The 17,084-nt window shown below is 44.0% G+C and carries 12 protein-coding genes; 9 read left to right on the forward strand and 3 right to left on the reverse strand.

Going from position 1 to position 17,084, the window contains the following annotated elements; all coding sequences use genetic code 11:
• Window positions 1–48 precede the first annotated feature (48 nt).
• From BLT07_RS01270 to BLT07_RS01295, 6 genes are all read left to right on the forward strand, one after another.
• Window positions 49–1,218, forward strand: coding sequence for a DUF2062 domain-containing protein (locus BLT07_RS01270; RefSeq protein ID WP_091864921.1), 1,170 nt, complete (start codon window positions 49–51; stop codon window positions 1,216–1,218).
• Entirely contained in the window at window positions 1,211–4,912 is a 3,702-nt protein-coding gene (locus tag BLT07_RS01275) for an MMPL family transporter (RefSeq protein ID WP_091864923.1), read from the forward strand. The genes BLT07_RS01270 and BLT07_RS01275 overlap by 8 nt, the downstream gene beginning before the upstream one ends.
• A gap of 290 nt (window positions 4,913–5,202) precedes the next feature.
• Window positions 5,203–6,744 (forward strand): phytoene desaturase family protein, encoded by a 1,542-nt coding sequence (locus BLT07_RS01280; protein ID WP_091865596.1) that lies wholly within the window; start codon window positions 5,203–5,205, stop codon window positions 6,742–6,744.
• Between the two features lie 151 nt (window positions 6,745–6,895).
• Window positions 6,896–7,780, forward strand: coding sequence for a cupin-like domain-containing protein (locus BLT07_RS01285; RefSeq protein ID WP_091864925.1), 885 nt, complete (start codon window positions 6,896–6,898; stop codon window positions 7,778–7,780).
• A gap of 195 nt (window positions 7,781–7,975) precedes the next feature.
• Window positions 7,976–9,562: a C45 family autoproteolytic acyltransferase/hydrolase gene (locus BLT07_RS01290; protein ID WP_245726417.1), complete on the forward strand. Its 1,587-nt coding sequence runs from the start codon at window positions 7,976–7,978 to the stop codon at window positions 9,560–9,562.
• A 29-nt stretch (window positions 9,563–9,591) separates the two neighbouring features.
• Window positions 9,592–10,881, forward strand: coding sequence for a flexirubin biosynthesis putative acyl-CoA ligase FlxY (locus BLT07_RS01295; RefSeq protein ID WP_091864929.1), 1,290 nt, complete (start codon window positions 9,592–9,594; stop codon window positions 10,879–10,881).
• Between the two features lie 165 nt (window positions 10,882–11,046).
• Here BLT07_RS01295 and recQ read toward each other — a convergent pair whose 3' ends face one another.
• Together recQ and BLT07_RS01305 are read right to left on the reverse strand one after the other, a co-directional pair.
• Window positions 11,047–13,134 carry a DNA helicase RecQ gene (recQ, locus tag BLT07_RS01300; RefSeq protein ID WP_091864931.1) on the reverse strand — a complete coding sequence of 696 codons (2,088 nt, stop codon included), beginning with the start codon at window positions 13,132–13,134 and terminating at the stop codon, window positions 11,047–11,049.
• A gap of 91 nt (window positions 13,135–13,225) precedes the next feature.
• Complete coding sequence (locus tag BLT07_RS01305; protein WP_091864933.1) at window positions 13,226–13,558, reverse strand: single-stranded DNA-binding protein; 333 nt, start codon at window positions 13,556–13,558, stop codon at window positions 13,226–13,228.
• Window positions 13,559–13,910: 352 nt separating this feature from the next.
• On the opposite strand from BLT07_RS01305, the gene BLT07_RS01310 reads away from it, so the two are divergent.
• The 3 genes from BLT07_RS01310 (at window position 13,911) to BLT07_RS01320 (ending at window position 16,356) form a co-directional block, all read left to right on the forward strand.
• Entirely contained in the window at window positions 13,911–15,467 is a 1,557-nt protein-coding gene (locus BLT07_RS01310; RefSeq protein WP_091864935.1) for a M20/M25/M40 family metallo-hydrolase, read from the forward strand.
• 212 nt (window positions 15,468–15,679) lie between these two features.
• Window positions 15,680–15,853: a hypothetical protein gene (locus BLT07_RS21270; RefSeq protein WP_245726418.1), complete on the forward strand. Its 174-nt coding sequence runs from the start codon at window positions 15,680–15,682 to the stop codon at window positions 15,851–15,853.
• Between the two features lie 152 nt (window positions 15,854–16,005).
• Window positions 16,006–16,356 carry a hypothetical protein gene (locus tag BLT07_RS01320; protein ID WP_091864939.1) on the forward strand — a complete coding sequence of 117 codons (351 nt, stop codon included), beginning with the start codon at window positions 16,006–16,008 and terminating at the stop codon, window positions 16,354–16,356.
• Between the two features lie 234 nt (window positions 16,357–16,590).
• Here the strand turns inward: BLT07_RS01320 and BLT07_RS01325 are convergent, their stop codons facing one another.
• Window positions 16,591–17,058 carry a CBS domain-containing protein gene (locus tag BLT07_RS01325; RefSeq protein ID WP_091864941.1) on the reverse strand — a complete coding sequence of 156 codons (468 nt, stop codon included), beginning with the start codon at window positions 17,056–17,058 and terminating at the stop codon, window positions 16,591–16,593.
• Between the last annotated feature and the right edge of the window lie 26 nt (window positions 17,059–17,084).

Genomic DNA, 17,084 nt, shown 5'->3' on the forward strand with positions numbered 1-17,084 from the left:
GCAAAGAGCCACCCATTGCCAACCCCTGCACCGCACATACAACATACCATGCAACGGCTTAAATGCTGTGTGCTCATCCCTACGTTTAATAATATTGGAACTTTATCAAGAGTGCTGGATGGTGTTTTGGCAATGACACAAAACGTCGTTGTCATTAATGACGGGGCGACCGATGGCACAGCGGAAATCTTGCACGCGTATTCCGAAATACATCAAGTACATCTTCCTAAAAACAAAGGAAAAGGCAACGCCTTAAAGAAAGGATTTCAAGAGGCGCTAAAACTGGGCTATGATTTTGCCGTAACCATAGATTCCGACGGGCAACATTTTCCCGAGGATATTCCCGTTTTTCTCAAAGCTTTACAACAAGAAGAAACCAAAAATGTGCTTTACATCGGGTCTCGCAATATGAAGCAACACGATGTTCCCGGATCCAGTAGTTTCGGCAACCGATTCTCAAATTTCTGGTTCTGGTTCGAAACCGGCACATGGCTTACCGATACCCAATGCGGCTACCGGTTGTATCCGCTCAAGGAAATCAAAAAATTAAACCTCTACACGCCAAAATTCGAGTTTGAGATCGAAATCATTGTCAAGGCTGCCTGGAGCGGCACTTTGGTCAAAAATATTCCCGTAAAAATCTCGTATGATGACGTGGAAAGAGTTTCCCATTTTCGAAAAGGACCCGATTTTGCCCGTATTAGCGTACTGAACACTGTGTTCGTTTTCATAACGCTTTTCTACATCAAACCCCGGGACTTCTTTCGAAAAATCCAGAAAAAAGGAATTCGAAACTTTTTGACCGAAGATATTTTGGGAAGCAAGGATTCTCCTAGAAAAAAAGCTCTTTCCATTGCTTTGGGGTTTTTTATCGGGCTGAGTCCGTTTTGGGGGCTACATACGTTATTGGTGCTCGGGCTGGCTTTTTTGTTCAAGTTGAACAAGGCGATAGCTTTTGCGTTTTCGAATATCAGCCTTCCGCCATTCATTCCTTTTGTACTGTATTTGAGTGTTCAGACGGGTGTTTGGATAACAGGGGAAGAGAATTTCTTTAACCTGGATACCATTATGGACAATCTTTTGGCAGTAAAGGGGTTGAAAACCTATCTTATAGGAAGTTTTGCTTTGGCAACAGTAGTTTCGATACTAACCGGAATTATAGGCTATTTCGCCCTGACCCAAATCGCCAAACGAAAAATAGCCGTGGAAAATGGGTAATTTCTTTTTATGGGCCTACGAGACCATCGCCAAAAAACGATGGGCGGTACTTTTGTGCCTATTGGGGTTTGTCGGCGTACTTCTGGGAATTGCGAGACAGATTGAATTTGATGATGATATATCCTCCCTAATTCCCGCCAACGAAGAAACGCAGCGTACACTGCAAGTTCTGAAATCCATTGCGTTCACGGATAAAATCGTAGTCAATATTCGAAAAGGGGAAAAGGGCACAGTGGATGATCTCACCCATTATGCCTCCGATTTTTTGGATAGCCTAGAAGCAAGCCAAAGCGAATTCATTAAAAATATTCAGGGAAGGGTCGCTTCCGAAGATGTATCCGAGACCCTTGATCTGGTCTACGAAAACCTTCCGCTTTTCTTGGAGGCTTCCGATTATGTGGCCATCCAAAATAAACTATCCCAAGACAGCATTGCAAAGATTACCGCCGAGAACTACCGTACCTTGGTATCCCCGACCGGTATCGTTGCAAAAAAAAGTATCGTACGAGATCCGTTGGGACTATCGTTTATAGCCCTTAAAAAATTACGCCAACTTGGTATTGGGGAAGGTTTCAAACTCAAAAACGGATTTCTTCTCAATGATCGGGAAGAAAACATTCTACTTTTTATCACTCCTACATTCGGTTCCGGCGAAACCAATAAAAACCTGCCCTTTTCAGAAGCGCTCTATTCCCTACAGGATGTTTTGAACGCCGCATATGGAAAAAAGGCCAGCAGTGAATATTTCGGGGCGGCCCTGAGTGCTGTTTCCAACGCTAAGCAAATCGAACGCGACATAAAATTTACCGTGGGCATTGCACTGACCTTACTCATTGTTTTGCTCATCTTGTTCTATCGTAAACTGATCCTGCCGTTGATCCTCTTTTGCCCTACTCTTTTTGGGGGTTTGTTGGCCATCGCTATCCTATGCCTGATCCGTGATAAAATTTCGGCCCTTTCTCTAGGTATCGGTGCCGTATTATTGGGCGTAACTTTGGATTACGGGTTGCACATTTTGACCCACATACGCAATGGAGAGGATATGAAAAGCCTCTTTAAGGAAGTTGCGCCATCGGTAATGATCAGTAGCCTTACGACGGCCAGCGCTTTTCTCTGTTTGCTGTTTTTGGATTCGCAGGCCTTACAGGATCTGGGCCTGTTTGCGGCCATCAGTGTACTGGGTGCATCCGTCTTTGCACTACTTTTTATTCCCCAAGTGTACCAAGGCAAAAAAGCGCTGACGGCCCAGAAAACGATACTGGATCGATGGGCCAATTTTGAATGGCATAAAAGCAAATGGGCTATCTCTGTATTGGCCATTCTTTTTGTCACCAGTATGTTTACCTATAACAAAGTCATCTTTGATCAAGATATTGCCAAGCTCAACTATGAGACCCAAGCCTTATTGGATGCCCGTGAACGCCTTGAAAAGCTGACGGATATCGGCTCGAAATCCCTTTACCTCTCCACCTACGGAGAGAACCTTCAGGAAGTTTTACAACGTAACGATAGTCTTTTCCTGCAACTAGAATATCTGAAAGAACACGGCAAGGTCATTAGTTTCGGATCTGTCGGCACCTTGGTAAAATCAAATCGTACGCAGCAGAAAAAAATCGAGGCTTGGCGACGGTTTTGGGATACGGCGAAAATCGAATCCCTTAAAAACAATTTAACAAAGAGCGGGTCCGAATTGGGTTTTAAACCATCCACCTTTTCCCGGTTCTACTCCCTTTTAAATACCGATTTCGAACCTTTATTGCTTGCCGATCTGGCAGCAATCAAATCGTTTTCGGTCGACGATTATGTAGTCAACGATACAAACGGCACCACCATCACGTCTTTGGTAAAAGTCGATGATAGCAACACATCCGATGTTCGCGAACAGTTTGAAGATGTTCCCAATACCCTGCTTATCGATCGGCAAAACGTTAACGAGACTTTTTTGGGCCATCTCAAAAACGACTTTAACCGGCTGCTGGGCTACTCGCTTATCGTGGTGCTCTTGATTTTGTTCCTCTTTTACCGAAGCTTTACGTTGACGCTGGTTACCAGCATTCCTATTTTCGTTACCTGGTTTCTGACCGTGGGTATCATGGGAGTCTTCCATATCGAATTTAACATCTTCAATATCATCATCTGCAGTTTTATATTTGGACTGGGCGTCGATTACAGCATTTTTATGACCAACGGCCTTTTAACAGAATATCGCGCGGGCGAGAAGACCCTCGTAACCCACAAAACATCGATTATACTCTCCGTGATCACTACCATTGCCGGTATAGGGGTCTTGGTGTTTGCCAAGCATCCGGTGCTGTATACTGTTTCTGTGGTCTCGCTTATCGGTATCGGGTGTGCCCTGTTCGTCGCGTTTACCCTACAACCCCTATTGTTCCGGCTTTTTTTAGGGGATACCCACAAAAGACCCATTCAGCTAAGGGTTTTGATACAATCCCTTTTATCGTTCGCGTATTTTGATTTGGGCGGATTGCTGCTTTCCGTGTATTCATGGATTGTCCTAAAATTAAATCCTAGGGCAAGGGCAAAAAAACAGTTGGGGCTGCACAAGGTGACCTCGAAGTTTATGAAATCGGTGTTGTACACGAATCCTTTTGTAGCCAAAAAAGTAATCAATAACCACAACGAAACTTTTAAAAAGCCAGCGATGCTCATCGCCAACCACACCTCCTTTTTAGATATTTTGGCCATGGGAATGCTGCACCCGAAATGCATCTATCTGGTCAAAGACCATGTTTATAATTCCAAAACGGTAGGCTATGCCGCCAGATTGCATGGGGCCTACCCCGTTTCGGGGGGCATTGAGGGGGGCGAGGCCTTCCTAGCGCAAAAATTGGAACAAGGCTTTTCCATCATTGCGTTTCCGGAAGGTACCCGTTCGGCGACGAACAAGATAGGGCGGTTCCACAAAGGCGCCTTTTATCTGGCGGAACAGCTAAATTTGGATATTTTGCCTATTTTGATACATGGCAGCTCCGAAGTCTCGCCCAAAGGGAGTTTTATCATCCGAAACGGTAGTATAACCGTCGAGATTTTACCAAGAATTTCACCGACTGATCCCCAGTTCGCAACAACCTACTCAAAACGGCCTAAAGAAATCGGCCAGTATTTTAGGTCGGAATTCCGCAGGCTGCGCGGCCAAATCGAAGACAAGACCTATTGGCACCAATTGATTTTGGACAACTATCGATTTAAAGGGGATACTCTTTACAAAGTGATTAAAAAGGACTTAAGGAATAATGCGGAAACCTATAAAAAGATTTTAGAAAATGTAGGCGTCACAGATATTATCGTCCATTTATCCAAAGATTTCGGACAATTAGATCTGCTTTTGGCCTTGGATTCCGTCGACCGGAAAGTCATCAGCTATCTCGAAAATCAGGAAGCTAGAGCAGTGTTGAAGAATAATTATTTGACCTATAATTATAGCAAAATTAAGGTAGTGGATTCGGTGGAAGAGGCTTTGGGAAATACATCAAATGTTCTTATCCTCAATGTGGAGGGGTTTGATGTGAAATCCATTTCAAAGAAAGATTGGGATGAAATCACTATCTTGATTTTGTTGAAAGAAGTTAGAATGTTAGTTAAAGATGCCAAAACATTGGGATTTGAGATTGAAAAGGAAGGCAATCAGTACGTGGTTTTGGTTAAAGCCGCAGGCAAAAAAACAATACCTTAAAAACGGCTTTAGCCAAAAATAGGCATCCCAACTGCTTGACCTTTATGCCTTCGGCCGAAAATCAAACCTTTATCGTTTGCTGCAAGCCCTTTTAATCATTGAGGCCTAGTCAATGAGCTTTTCGAAGTTCAGCACTCGTTTTTTGCATTTCGATTTTAGGTAAACCATCATCGACAAATAAGATGAACGATGTTACCGGCAAAAGCGACGTAACGTACAAATCTTGCCTGCCGTTGACCATCAAGCTGAATTGTCAAAATTATCCTTATTTTGTCAAAGTTTCGAAAACCATGAAAAAACAGTACGACATCGTAATTATAGGCAGCGGAATGGGGGGTCTGGTCGCGGCCAATATTCTGGCGCGCGAGGGGAAGTCCGTGTGTGTGCTCGAAAAGAACAATCAGTTCGGGGGCAACCTGCAGACATTTGTGCGTGAAAGGACCATTTTCGATACTGGGGTTCATTATCTGGGTGGACTTTCGGAAGGCCAAAATCTCTACCGTTACTTCGATTATCTTGATATTTTAGAAGGATTGCATTTTAAAAAGCTCGACGAAGATGGTTTTGACAAGATTACTTTTGATGACGATGATACAGAATATCCCCATGCACAGGGATATGAGAATTTTGCATCCCGCTTAACGTTAAAATTTCCGGAAGATGCTGATGCAATTCAGGCCTATTGCAACAAATTACAGGAAGTCTGCCAAAAATTCCCGCTTTACAACCTTGAAGCCGGCAAGCCCTACCATCAAGATTCTGATCTGTTCGCCCTTGGAGCAAAATCGTATATCGATGCATTGACTGAAAACAAACGTTTACGTGCGGTACTGGCCGGTTCCAACCTCTTGTACGCGGGCGACCCTGATAAAACGCCCTTTTATGTACATGCGCTTTCGGTCAACTCGTTTATAGAAAGCTCCTACCGCTGCGCCGATGGAGGAAGTCAAATCACCAAATTGCTTATCCGTAGGTTAAAGGAAAACGGAGGAAATGCTTTAAAGCACCAAGAAGTCATTAGTATCAATGTAGCCGATAAAAAAGTAGTTTCCGTAACGACCCAAACGGGACAGAAAATCAAAGGCGACCTTTTCATCTCGAATATCGATCCGAAAAATACCCTGAACCTTACCGAAGGCGTACCGTTCAGAAAATCGTTTACCCAACGCATCGAAGAAATGGAAAGCACCATTTCCGCCTTTAGCATTCATATTGTACTAAAACCGAAGTCGTTTAATTACCTGAACCACAATTACTACCACTCCAAAGACCTCGACGCCGTTTGGAACGGCCACAAATACACCCAAGAGAATTGGCCCTTGGGATACATGGTTTCCATGGGCGTCCGTAAAAATCAAGACCAATGGGGCGAACAGTTGACCGCCATAGCCTATATGCGTTTTGAGGAGGTAACCCCGTGGGCGAGAACATTCAATACGGTCGCCAACAAAAATGATCGGGGCGAGACCTATGCGGAGTTCAAAAAGAAAAAGACGGAGGTTTTTTTGAACGAATTGGAGAAGAAATTCCCGAATATCCGGGATTGCATCCAATCCATCCACACGTCGACGCCCTTGTCGTATCGTGATTATATCGGTTGCCACCGGGGTTCAATGTATGGCTATGTAAAAGATGTAGAGAATCCGTTAAAATCCTTCATCGCGCCCCGGACAAAATTAGAAAATCTGTATTTTACCGGACAAAGCCTTAATATGCACGGTATTCTAGGGGTAACCATCAGTGGGGTAGTCACATGCTCGGAAATTTTGGGTGCAGACTATCTGTTGGACAAAATAGTGGCAGGTAGTGAAAAAGTAAGCGGTAAGCGGTAAGCGGTAAGCGGTAAGCGGTAAGCGGTAAGCGGTAAGCGGTAAGCGGTAAGCGGTAAGCGGTAAGCGGTAAGCGGTAAGCAAAAATGAATAACTGAACCTTTTAAAATCTCGTAAATTCATAAAATTATAAACTTTTTTCGATACTTGAACTATGGGACAATTCACAACCACCCCCGTTGACCGGGTAGAAAATATATCAAAAGCAGATTTTGTAAAAAACTATTACAGACCGCAAAAACCTGTTCTGATTACCGGGCTGACCAAAAAATGGCCTGCCTACACGAAGTGGAAGCTCGATTACATTCAAGAACGTGCAGGCGACCAGATCGTACCGCTCTACGACAACGAACCCGCCAAGGACAAAGAAAGTGTGTACGCCCCTAAGAGGGAGATGAAACTCTACGATTACATCGAAATATTAAAAACCCGGCCGACCGACTTGCGAATTTTCTTCTATGAAATCTTAAAGAAAATGCCGGAACTCCTGAACGATTTTGACTACCCCGACATCGGTCTAAAATTCTTTAAAAGACTGCCCGCCCTATTCTTTGGTGGGGGCAGATCAAAAGTCTTTATGCATTACGATATTGACTTGCCCGATAGCATGCATTTCCACTTTGACGGTGACAAGGTTGTCAATCTGTTCTCGCCCGAACAGACGAAATTTTTATATCGGATACCCTTTTCGATTCACAATCTCGAAGATATCGATATGGATAATCCCGATTTTAAAAAATATCCGGCCCTGCAATACGCCCAGTGCGTTCGTGCCGAGATGCAACACGGCGATGCGCTCTATATGCCGAGCGGCTACTGGCACAGCATCCGTTACCTGAACGGTGGCTTTTCGATGACCCTTCGCGCATTACCACGGCATCCCGTACGATTTGCGAATATGCTATACAATGTGGTCATCATGCGAAACTTTGATAACTTTACCCGAAAATACTGGGGCCAAAAATGGTTGGATTATAAGGATGGCCTGGCGGTCAAAAAGACGGAGCGGAATTTAAAAACTAAAGAACATCTGACTTGAAAAGAACCTGCCTTCCGTGGAGACAGGTTTAGGAATTATACATCTATGAGTTTATCCAATCGGTTTTGCCTTGTACAACTAATACCTTTCCCTTCCTTCATCGGGACTAGGCTAGGCTGGTGCACAATCCTTCAAAAAATTCAATTATTTGGAGTACTGCTTTTGATCCTAAGCTCTTGCGGTGTCAAAAAATCCTTGCACGATATACCGAACGTAAGCCAATACGAATCCGAAATCCCTGAGCGAACAAAACGTAACGACTCCACTTTCACATTGGGCAATGATTTTCTGACCAAGAACCGACAGGGTCAATGGGAGTTATATGTCAGCGGTAATCCGTACGAGCTCGGATTAAAAACAGGGAGCCTAACCCAAGAACTCTTTAACCAACAGGAAAAGATTTTTGTCAAGAAAATTGATGAACTTGTTCCGTCTAAAGGCAAACAAAAACTACTCCGAAAGTTTTTGGCCTGGTTCAACCGTAAAATGTATCGCAACATCGACGAGCAATACAAAGCAGAAATCTATGGAATGTCGCAGTATGCCTCAAAAGATTTCGACTATATCGCTAAACCCTATCAAAGGGTCATGTACTTTCACGGGGCACATGACATAGGCCATGCCCTGCAAGACCTAGCCTTGGTCGGCTGTTCCAGTTTCGCCGCATGGGGCGACCATACCGAGGACGGCAAAATGATTATCGGCCGCAACTTCGATTTCTATGTGGGGGATGAATTCGCCAAGAATAAGATTATCACATTTGTCGAACCCGATCAAGGACATAAGTTTATGTCAGTCGCTTGGGGTGGATTTATCGGGGTACTATCGGGAATGAACGACCAGGGCCTGACCGTCACAATCAATGCGGGGAAATCAAAATTTCCGTTGGTCGCCAAAACTCCCATATCACTGGTTACCCGAGAAATCTTACAATACGCGTCGACAATTGAAGAGGCAATAGCCATTGCCAAAAAACGGGAAGTCTTTGTCTCGGAATCCATTTTCGTTGGAAGTGCCAAAGATAAGCGAGCGGCCAGTATCGAGGTATCACCGCATAATTTTGGCGTTTACGAAGTCGAAAGCTCGAACCAATTGATTTGTTCCAACCATTTTCAGAGTGCGGCCTACGTCAACGACAAAAAAAATCAAAAACACATACTCGAAAGTCATTCGCAGTACCGGTACGAGCGGATGGAAGAGCTGCTGGACGAAAAGCCTAAAATAACTCCCAAAATTGCCGTTGACATCCTTCGTGATAAAAAAGGCCTTGATGAAAAGCACATCGGTTACGGTAACGAAAAGGCACTGAACCAATTGTTGGCGCACCACGGCATTGTTTTCCAACCTGAAGACTTGAAAGTGTGGGTATCCAGCAACCCGTATCAATTGGGGGAGTTCGTGGCCTACGACCTTAAAGAAATTTTCGGTAAAAAGGATGGTGATGGTAGGGTAAAATCGATGTCCGAAGACGAATTGAACATTCCTAAAGACCCTTTTGTTAATACTTTGGCCTATCAACACTATATGGATTATCGGAAGCTCCGAAAACAAATTGTAGATGAGATTTCTTCGGATGGACATGTGGGACAAAATCTGCTGCAAAAATTTATCCTCTTAAACCCGGATTTTTGGGAAGCATACTACCTAGTCGGGAAGTACAACTATGAAAAAGGTTATGACCGCTTGGCCCTGAACGCTTTTTTGGAAGCCGAGGCCAAAGAAATCACCACCGTTCCGGACCGGAAAGAAATAGAGCATTATATTCGCAAGTTAAAACGGTGAAAGAAATTAGTAGATATGGATTGTTTCACATGGTTCCAGAGATAGAAAAAGCATCCTTACCAGAAATCAAGACCTTCCAAGAAGAAAAACTGCGGGAGCTTTTGGAATATCTGAATACGAATTCACCGTATTATCAGCGGTTGTTCCGTAAGCATAAAATAAGTTCCAATGCGGTCTCAACTTTAGAAGATCTGAGTCGTATTCCTACTACTTCAAAGGAAGATCTTCAAAAGTATAACGATGACTTTTTGTGCGTTCCGAAAAAAAAAATCGTTGATTTTGTAACCACATCGGGTACACTTGGCGAACCTGTGACCATTGGTTTGACTGATGCCGATCTTGACCGATTGGCCTATAATGAGGCGATTTCGTTTGCCTGCGCCGGGGTGACCGACGAAGACGTTTTACAATTGACCACAACTATCGACCGCCGTTTTATGGCGGGGCTTGCCTATTTTCTCGGCGCCAGAAAGCTGGGGGCAGGAATCATACGCGTCGGGGCAGGCATCCCTGAATTACATTGGGATACCATTCAAAAATTCAGGCCTTCCTATTTAATTGTGGTACCCTCTTTCCTATTAAAATTAATAGAGTACGCCGAACAACATGATATCGATGTGAACGCTTCACAAATAAAAGGAGCGATTTGCATCGGCGAATCGCTGCGCGACCAAGATTTCTCGCTCAACGTCTTGGCCAATAAGATAAAATCGGCTTGGAACATTAAACTATATTCCACCTACGCCTCCACCGAAATGAGCACAGCGTTCACCGAGTGTTCGGAGCAGCAAGGTGGTCACCATCACCCGGAACTGATTATCACGGAAATTTTGGACGATGAAGAGAAACCCGTTCCCGATGGCACCGAAGGCGAGCTGGTCATCACGACTTTGGGGGTTGAGGCCATGCCCCTATTACGGTTTAAGACCGGCGACATGGTTGTAGCCCATACCGCGCCCTGCGATTGCGGAAGGAACACCTTGAGACTGGGCCCCGTTGTAGGCCGTAAAAAACAAATGATCAAATATAAAGGCACCACACTCTATCCGCCCGCCATGCACAATGCATTAAACGGTTTTCCCGAGGTGGACAATTTTGTTATCGAAATCTACCATAATAGCATCGGCACGGATGAAATTCGAATCAAAATCGCTACAAAAACGCCTTCCGAAGAACTTTTGCAAACGATAAAAGATCACTTCCGTTCGAGGCTACGGGTAACACCAGGTATCGAATTTGTTCCAAAGGAAGAAGTGCAAAAACTGCGGATGTCAAAATTAGGGAGAAAGCCTATTAGCGTCATTGATAAGAGAGGCTGAAGCACGAAAGTATTTCCGAAGAGACTAGAAAATTTCTCCGAGTTGTCAAAAATTTATGGCGACATTACCATCTCATTAAGACGCCTTCCCAGTAACCAGATCCCTTCGCCGCATTAAAATTCAGTATTTAATTTTGAGAAATCCACGAGCGTGGCGTAAAGACAACTATTTCAACAAATAAAGCCCCATCTTAATCTTCCAATACGGTATCTTTTCCTCAAAATAGTCAAAGTAGGGGCTCAATCCTTCTGGATCTTTTAGTTTTGATTTCGCGTGTTTGATATTTTCTATTTCTTGGTCGGATATGAATTGATACAAATCGATGGACTTTCCTTCATCGGCCATCTTTAACAAATGACCATAAACGGTATTCTCTGCGATTCCCCTATTCCTAGCAATTTCTTTGACAGAAACGCCTTCATTGAACAAATTCAAGGAAAGTTCATGCGTAGTCACCTCTTTGGATTCCAAAGTTTTTTTATGCCTATTAATTTCCTTAAGAAAAGCGGTGGCATATTTTTCAAGTTTAGCTTCCCCTACTCCCGATATTTCCAAAAAATCAGCCTCGTCGTACGGCATTTTTTCTTCCATATCCCTTAAACTGGCATCGCTGAAGACTACATAGGCGGGTACATTAGCCTCCTGAGCGATCTGCTGTCTGAGCAAGCGCAGTTTTTCGAAAAGTCCAGATGGTTTTGCCGCAGTCTTGCCTTCTTTTTTAGTCTTCAATTTTTCCTTTTCCAAGACGGCCAAGCGGACCTGTTTTCCTTCGAAAAGCACTTGCTTCGCAGAAGAAGTAAGGGCTATTCTAGAACCTTCCCTGAAATTGATTTCCAATATGCCTTGATTCAATAATTGAATGACATATTGCTGTAAATCGAGCCAGGAGACTTCTTTAACCGCTCCGTAAGTTTTTACATTTTGATAGCCGTTATCAAAGACCTGGGCGTTCTGGGCACCCCGCAATACGTCGACGACCATACCCATGGCCTCGTTTTCTTTGAGTCGTGCCACCGCCGAACAGATTTTTTGGGTCAGCAACGTACCGTCGAAGTATTTGGGCGGGCGTTTACAAATATCGCAATTGCCACAATTCTCATAGATTGGCTCGCCAAAATAATTGAGCAAGGCGATGCGGCGACAGCTTAAGGCCTCCGCAAACTGCTGCATACGTTCGAGCTTGGCATATTCCACCTCTGCGTTATCGCTATCGGCAATAAATCTGCGCAACAGGGTGACATCGCCATAACTGTAGAACAACAGCGCATGTGCTGGCAGACCGTCACGGCCGCTACGGCCGATTTCTTGATAATAGCCCTCGACATTTTTCGGAAGGTTATAATGGATTACGAAACGAACGTTGCTTTTATCGATACCCATTCCGAAAGCGATGGTGGCCACGATTATCGGTATTCGATCGGTAATAAAATCCTCTTGCACGGAAGACCGTTCTTCCGAAGTCATACCGGCATGATACGCTTTGGCCTGAAAACCGGAATCACACAAGCGTTCGGCGATCTTTTCGGTATTCTTTCGACTTAGGCAATAGATGATTCCGCTTTCTCCGGGGCGTTGCGCTAAAAAATCGACAATTTTTTTTATCCGGTTTTGAGCGGGGCGTACTTCTAGAAAAAGATTCGGACGGTCGAAAGATGCCAAATGCCGATCCGCATCCGGGATGCTCAATTGATCCACAATATCATCTTGGGTAGTCTTGTCCGCCGTAGCGGTGAGCGCCATAATCGGAACGTTCGGAAAACGTTCTTTCAAAGTTCCCAATTGTGTATATGCAGGTCGAAAATCGTGTCCCCAGGAGGATATACAATGGGCTTCGTCGATCGCGAACAAGCTGATGTGAATATCCTTGAAAACCGAATCAAACTGGTAGAGACTTTCGGGGGCGACATAGAAAAGTTTTAATTCGCCCTGTCTAAGCGATCGCAGTATTTCTTGCTGTACCTCATAGGGCTGGGAACTGTTATAATAAGCTGCGGCTACTCCATTGGCACGTAGCGCATCTACTTGATCTTTCATCAATGCAATCAAAGGCGAAACGACCACGGCCGTGCCCTCGTTCGCCAGAGCAGGGAGTTGAAAACAAAGCGATTTTCCGCCGCCCGTAGGCATAATGGCCATCACATTTTTTTTTGATAGGATATCGCCCATCACCTCCAACTGGTTCGGACGGAAAGAATCGTAACCGAAATGGGTTTTTAATAAGGGCAGGAGTTCTTGTTGTATCGTAGAAGTCATAATCGTAAAAATAAGGATTGTTTTAAAATATTGGAGGACGCAAATTGCGTCCTCCAATTTTCTAATTCCACATAGGGTCAATAAACAGGGTCTACTTCCCCAACATCAAAAGCTCATTACATTTAATTTCGGTGAAGTATTTCTTTTCGCCCTCTTTGGTTTCATAAGTGCGATGGATCAATTTGCCTTCTATGGCCACCTGCTTGCCCTTGGTGAGATAACTCTCCACAATTTCAGCTGTCTTGCCCCAAGCGACAATATTATGCCATTGGGTGTCCTCTACCTTTTCACCATTGGCGTTCTTATAGTAATCGCTCGTTGCAAGTGAAAATTTTGCGAGCTTGCTCCCGCTTTCCAAGGTTACGATTTCTGGGTCTTGGCCCAAATTACCGATCAACTGTACTCTGTTCTTAATTGCGTTCATAATACCTAATTTTAAAGGTTAAACAGTTAATGCAATCAAACGTCTTTCGTTCGACAGGGCAAACATAGAACGCACTCCAAATTTTATTCGGTTGAGAAATAATTACTTTCGTTTGTAAACGTTTGAAAATGGTTTTGTAATTGTAGGTCAGATGTTTAAATAGTCTAGCGTTTTTTGATAATGTGATGAATCAATGTAAAATCTGTAAACCAAAAGATTATTTATCCCTATCTTCGTTGCCATTGCTGCCAAAAGAAACTATGAGACATGTAACGATCATTTTGTTCTTTATTTTATTTAGCTGTAACAGCGAAACAAAACCCTTATTCATCTTCACACAATCTCAAAAACCATGAAAAAAAGACTTGTTTATTTCTGTTTCGCACTCTTCGTTTGTACCTCTTTTCTATTCGCACAAACCACAGATGACGTGGTTGCGGCCATCCAAAAAGAAGCCAATGAAAATTCACAATTGGAACAGCTCGCCTATGAACTTATGGATGTTATCGGACCGCGTTTAGTAGGTACCCCTCAAATGGAAAATGCCCACAAATGGGCCGTCGAGACCTATAAAAAGTGGGGCATAGAAGCCAAAAACGAAGAATGGGGCAAATGGCGCGGCTGGCAAAGGGGCATTACCCATATCGATATGCTCGAACCGCGATTGGTTACCTTAGATGGAATGCAACTGGCCTGGAGCCCTAGTACAGGCAAAAAAGGGGTCACGGCAAATCCAATTGCATTACTGACAGTTTCCGATTCCCTAGCATTTGATAAATGGTTGCCTTCGGTAAAAGGAAAATTCGTGATGGTTTCGATGGAACAGCCAACGGGAAGACCTGATGAAAATTGGGAAGAATACGCCACGGAGACTTCCTTCGAGAAAATGAAAAACGAGCGTCAAGAAAAAGAGGATGCCTGGCAGCAAAATTTTAAAAACATGGGGTATACTTCCAGAAATATTAACGAAGCGCTGGAAAAAGCAGGCGCGGTCGGTATTATCCAATCCCGCTGGTCGGAAGGGTTCGGGGCGAACAAAATTTTTAGCGCCAATACCGATAAAATTCCTGTAGTCGATCTATCCCTCGAGGATTATGGAATGCTTTATCGTATGGTAGAACATGGCGTTACGCCCACGATCAAATTGGTCGCCGAATCAAAGGAATTGGGCGAAGTACCGACTTTCAATACGATAGCTACTATTCCGGGAAAAGAGCTTCCCAATGAATATATCATCCTCTCGGCCCATTTTGATTCTTGGGACGGGGCCACCGGAGCCACCGACAATGGCACGGGTACGATTACCATGTTGGAGGCGGCACGGATTCTTAAAAAAGTATATCCAAATCCAAAACGCACGATTATAATCGGGCATTGGGGCAGCGAAGAACAGGGACTCAACGGATCTCGAGCCTTTGTCGAAGACCATCCTGAAATCGTGAACAATGTACAGGCGCTCTTTAACCAAGACAATGGCACCGGAAGGGTTGTCAGTATCACCGGCCAAGGTTTTTTGAACGCCTACGACTATATCGGACGATGGCTTCAAGCCGTTCCTGACGATATTACGCAACATATCGAAACCTCTTTTCCGGGTTCTCCCGCCCGAGGTGGTTCGGATTATGCTTCTTTCGTAGCCGCAGGAGCTCCTGCTTTTTCACTGAGTTCCCTAAGTTGGGATTATGGGAACTATACGTGGCATACGAATTTGGATACCTACGACAAGATTGTCTTTGACGACGTGCGCAACAATGCCATTCTGACTGCGATTCTGGCTTACAAGGCCAGTGAAGACCCTGAAAAAACATCCCGGGAAAAAGCGGTTCTTGGAAATGATTCGAAAACAGGCGAGATTCGTATTTGGCCCCAGGTGAAGTCGCCCGAACGCGCAGGCATGATTGAGGAATAAAATCAATCTGGACACAGCTATTGCCAGCCTGCCACGGTAGGCCTCTCTGGCAATTCAGAAAAGTAAAATCAATTTTGGCTTGGTGAGTACTAACAAATTCATCTGATAGTACTAATCTGAATGCTCAACGTTCAAATCCAACGGCTTACCGATCAAAAATCCATTTGTAAACGGATAATTGTTATCTTAATCCACGCTAAGAATTCCAACCGATGAAATCAATCGTTATATTTCTCTTTTTTGTTGGACTGAATTCCCATGCCCAAAACACCGTATCTCTTCCCGAAAACGTCAGCGCTACAAAAACAGATATTTCTGAAAACAAGTGGATGGAAGGCCACTGGAAGGGCTTGGAAGAAAAGGCGAGGTACAAAGTTTTAAATTAGTCAAGTCGGACGAAAATCGAATCTATTTCGATGGATTTACTTTTGACAAAATAAACGACAACGAAATCAACATTTATGCCTTGATCGAGAACGAGGGTGGAAGCACGGAGGAAGTAAAATTCAATTATATCCGTTACAAAAAATAGTGAGTTTTGAAAAAAAAATGCGAGGAATGCGGTACCGAGATTATAGGCCGGGTAGACAAGAAATTCTGCTCCGACTACTGCCGCAATGCCTTTCACAACAAGGTCAACAAAGACAGCAAAAATCTAATTCGTAACATCAACAACCGCCTTCGTAAAAATTACCGAATTTTAGATGGCTTCCCTTTACGCGACGGCAAGACCCGAACGACCCGCACCCGGTTAGTGGATAAAGGCTTCGATTTCGAATTTATCACCAATCTCTACACCACCAAAAAGGGAACTATCTATTATTTTGTCTATGATTTAGGCTATTTACCGTTGGATAATGATTATTATATGATCGTAAAGAGGGAGTAAGAAGCCTTGTCTTTCCCTAGTTGCTTGCCCTCGGCGAAAACGCTTCAGTACTAAAAACACCGAAAGTTTCTCAATACACTTGGAACCTTTCTAGGATTTAAATTTTTGACAATCCCTCTCTGTATAGATGTGGGAAGAGACCACAAAAACCCTCCCGTTTTCGGTTGAGATGACTTTATGCCATAGAGCAATAGTCCTTTTCCTCGGATGGAAGTTAGTCGGGGCTTGTCGCCCCTACCAATTCTGCCCGCTCAATCTTAAAGCCGCCACCACAATATCTTTCCGACTGATTTGACCAACTATGAGCCCGTCTTGCATTACCGGAAGTCGTCTTCTATTGTGCTTGTCGAAAACGTTCGCGGCATCGAATATGCTCATATCGTGCGGAATGGTCTCCACCTCTTTGGTCATAAACTTCTCCACACTTTTATCCAATATGGGTTGGTTAAAATAACGGCTTTCCGAAATTGTTTTCATACAATCGGCCTCGGAAATAATCCCTACCAAAAAACCGTTATCGTCCAAAACCGGGCCACCGGATATGTTGTGTTTTGTGAAAAGTTCCATTACGGCCAGAATGGATTGGTCCGGTGTAAAGGTGACCAGTTTTCGGGTCATATAATCGGTTACCAATATCGGAGCCTTATATTCCTTCTTCGTCGTTGTCTTGGCCCTAGGCCCCATAAAACTCTTGATTCCCATATCGATTTGGTTTTTGTGTTAATCAC

The organism is Pricia antarctica (assembly GCF_900101815.1).
GTDB classification, from domain to species: Bacteria; Bacteroidota; Bacteroidia; order Flavobacteriales; family Flavobacteriaceae; genus Pricia; species Pricia antarctica.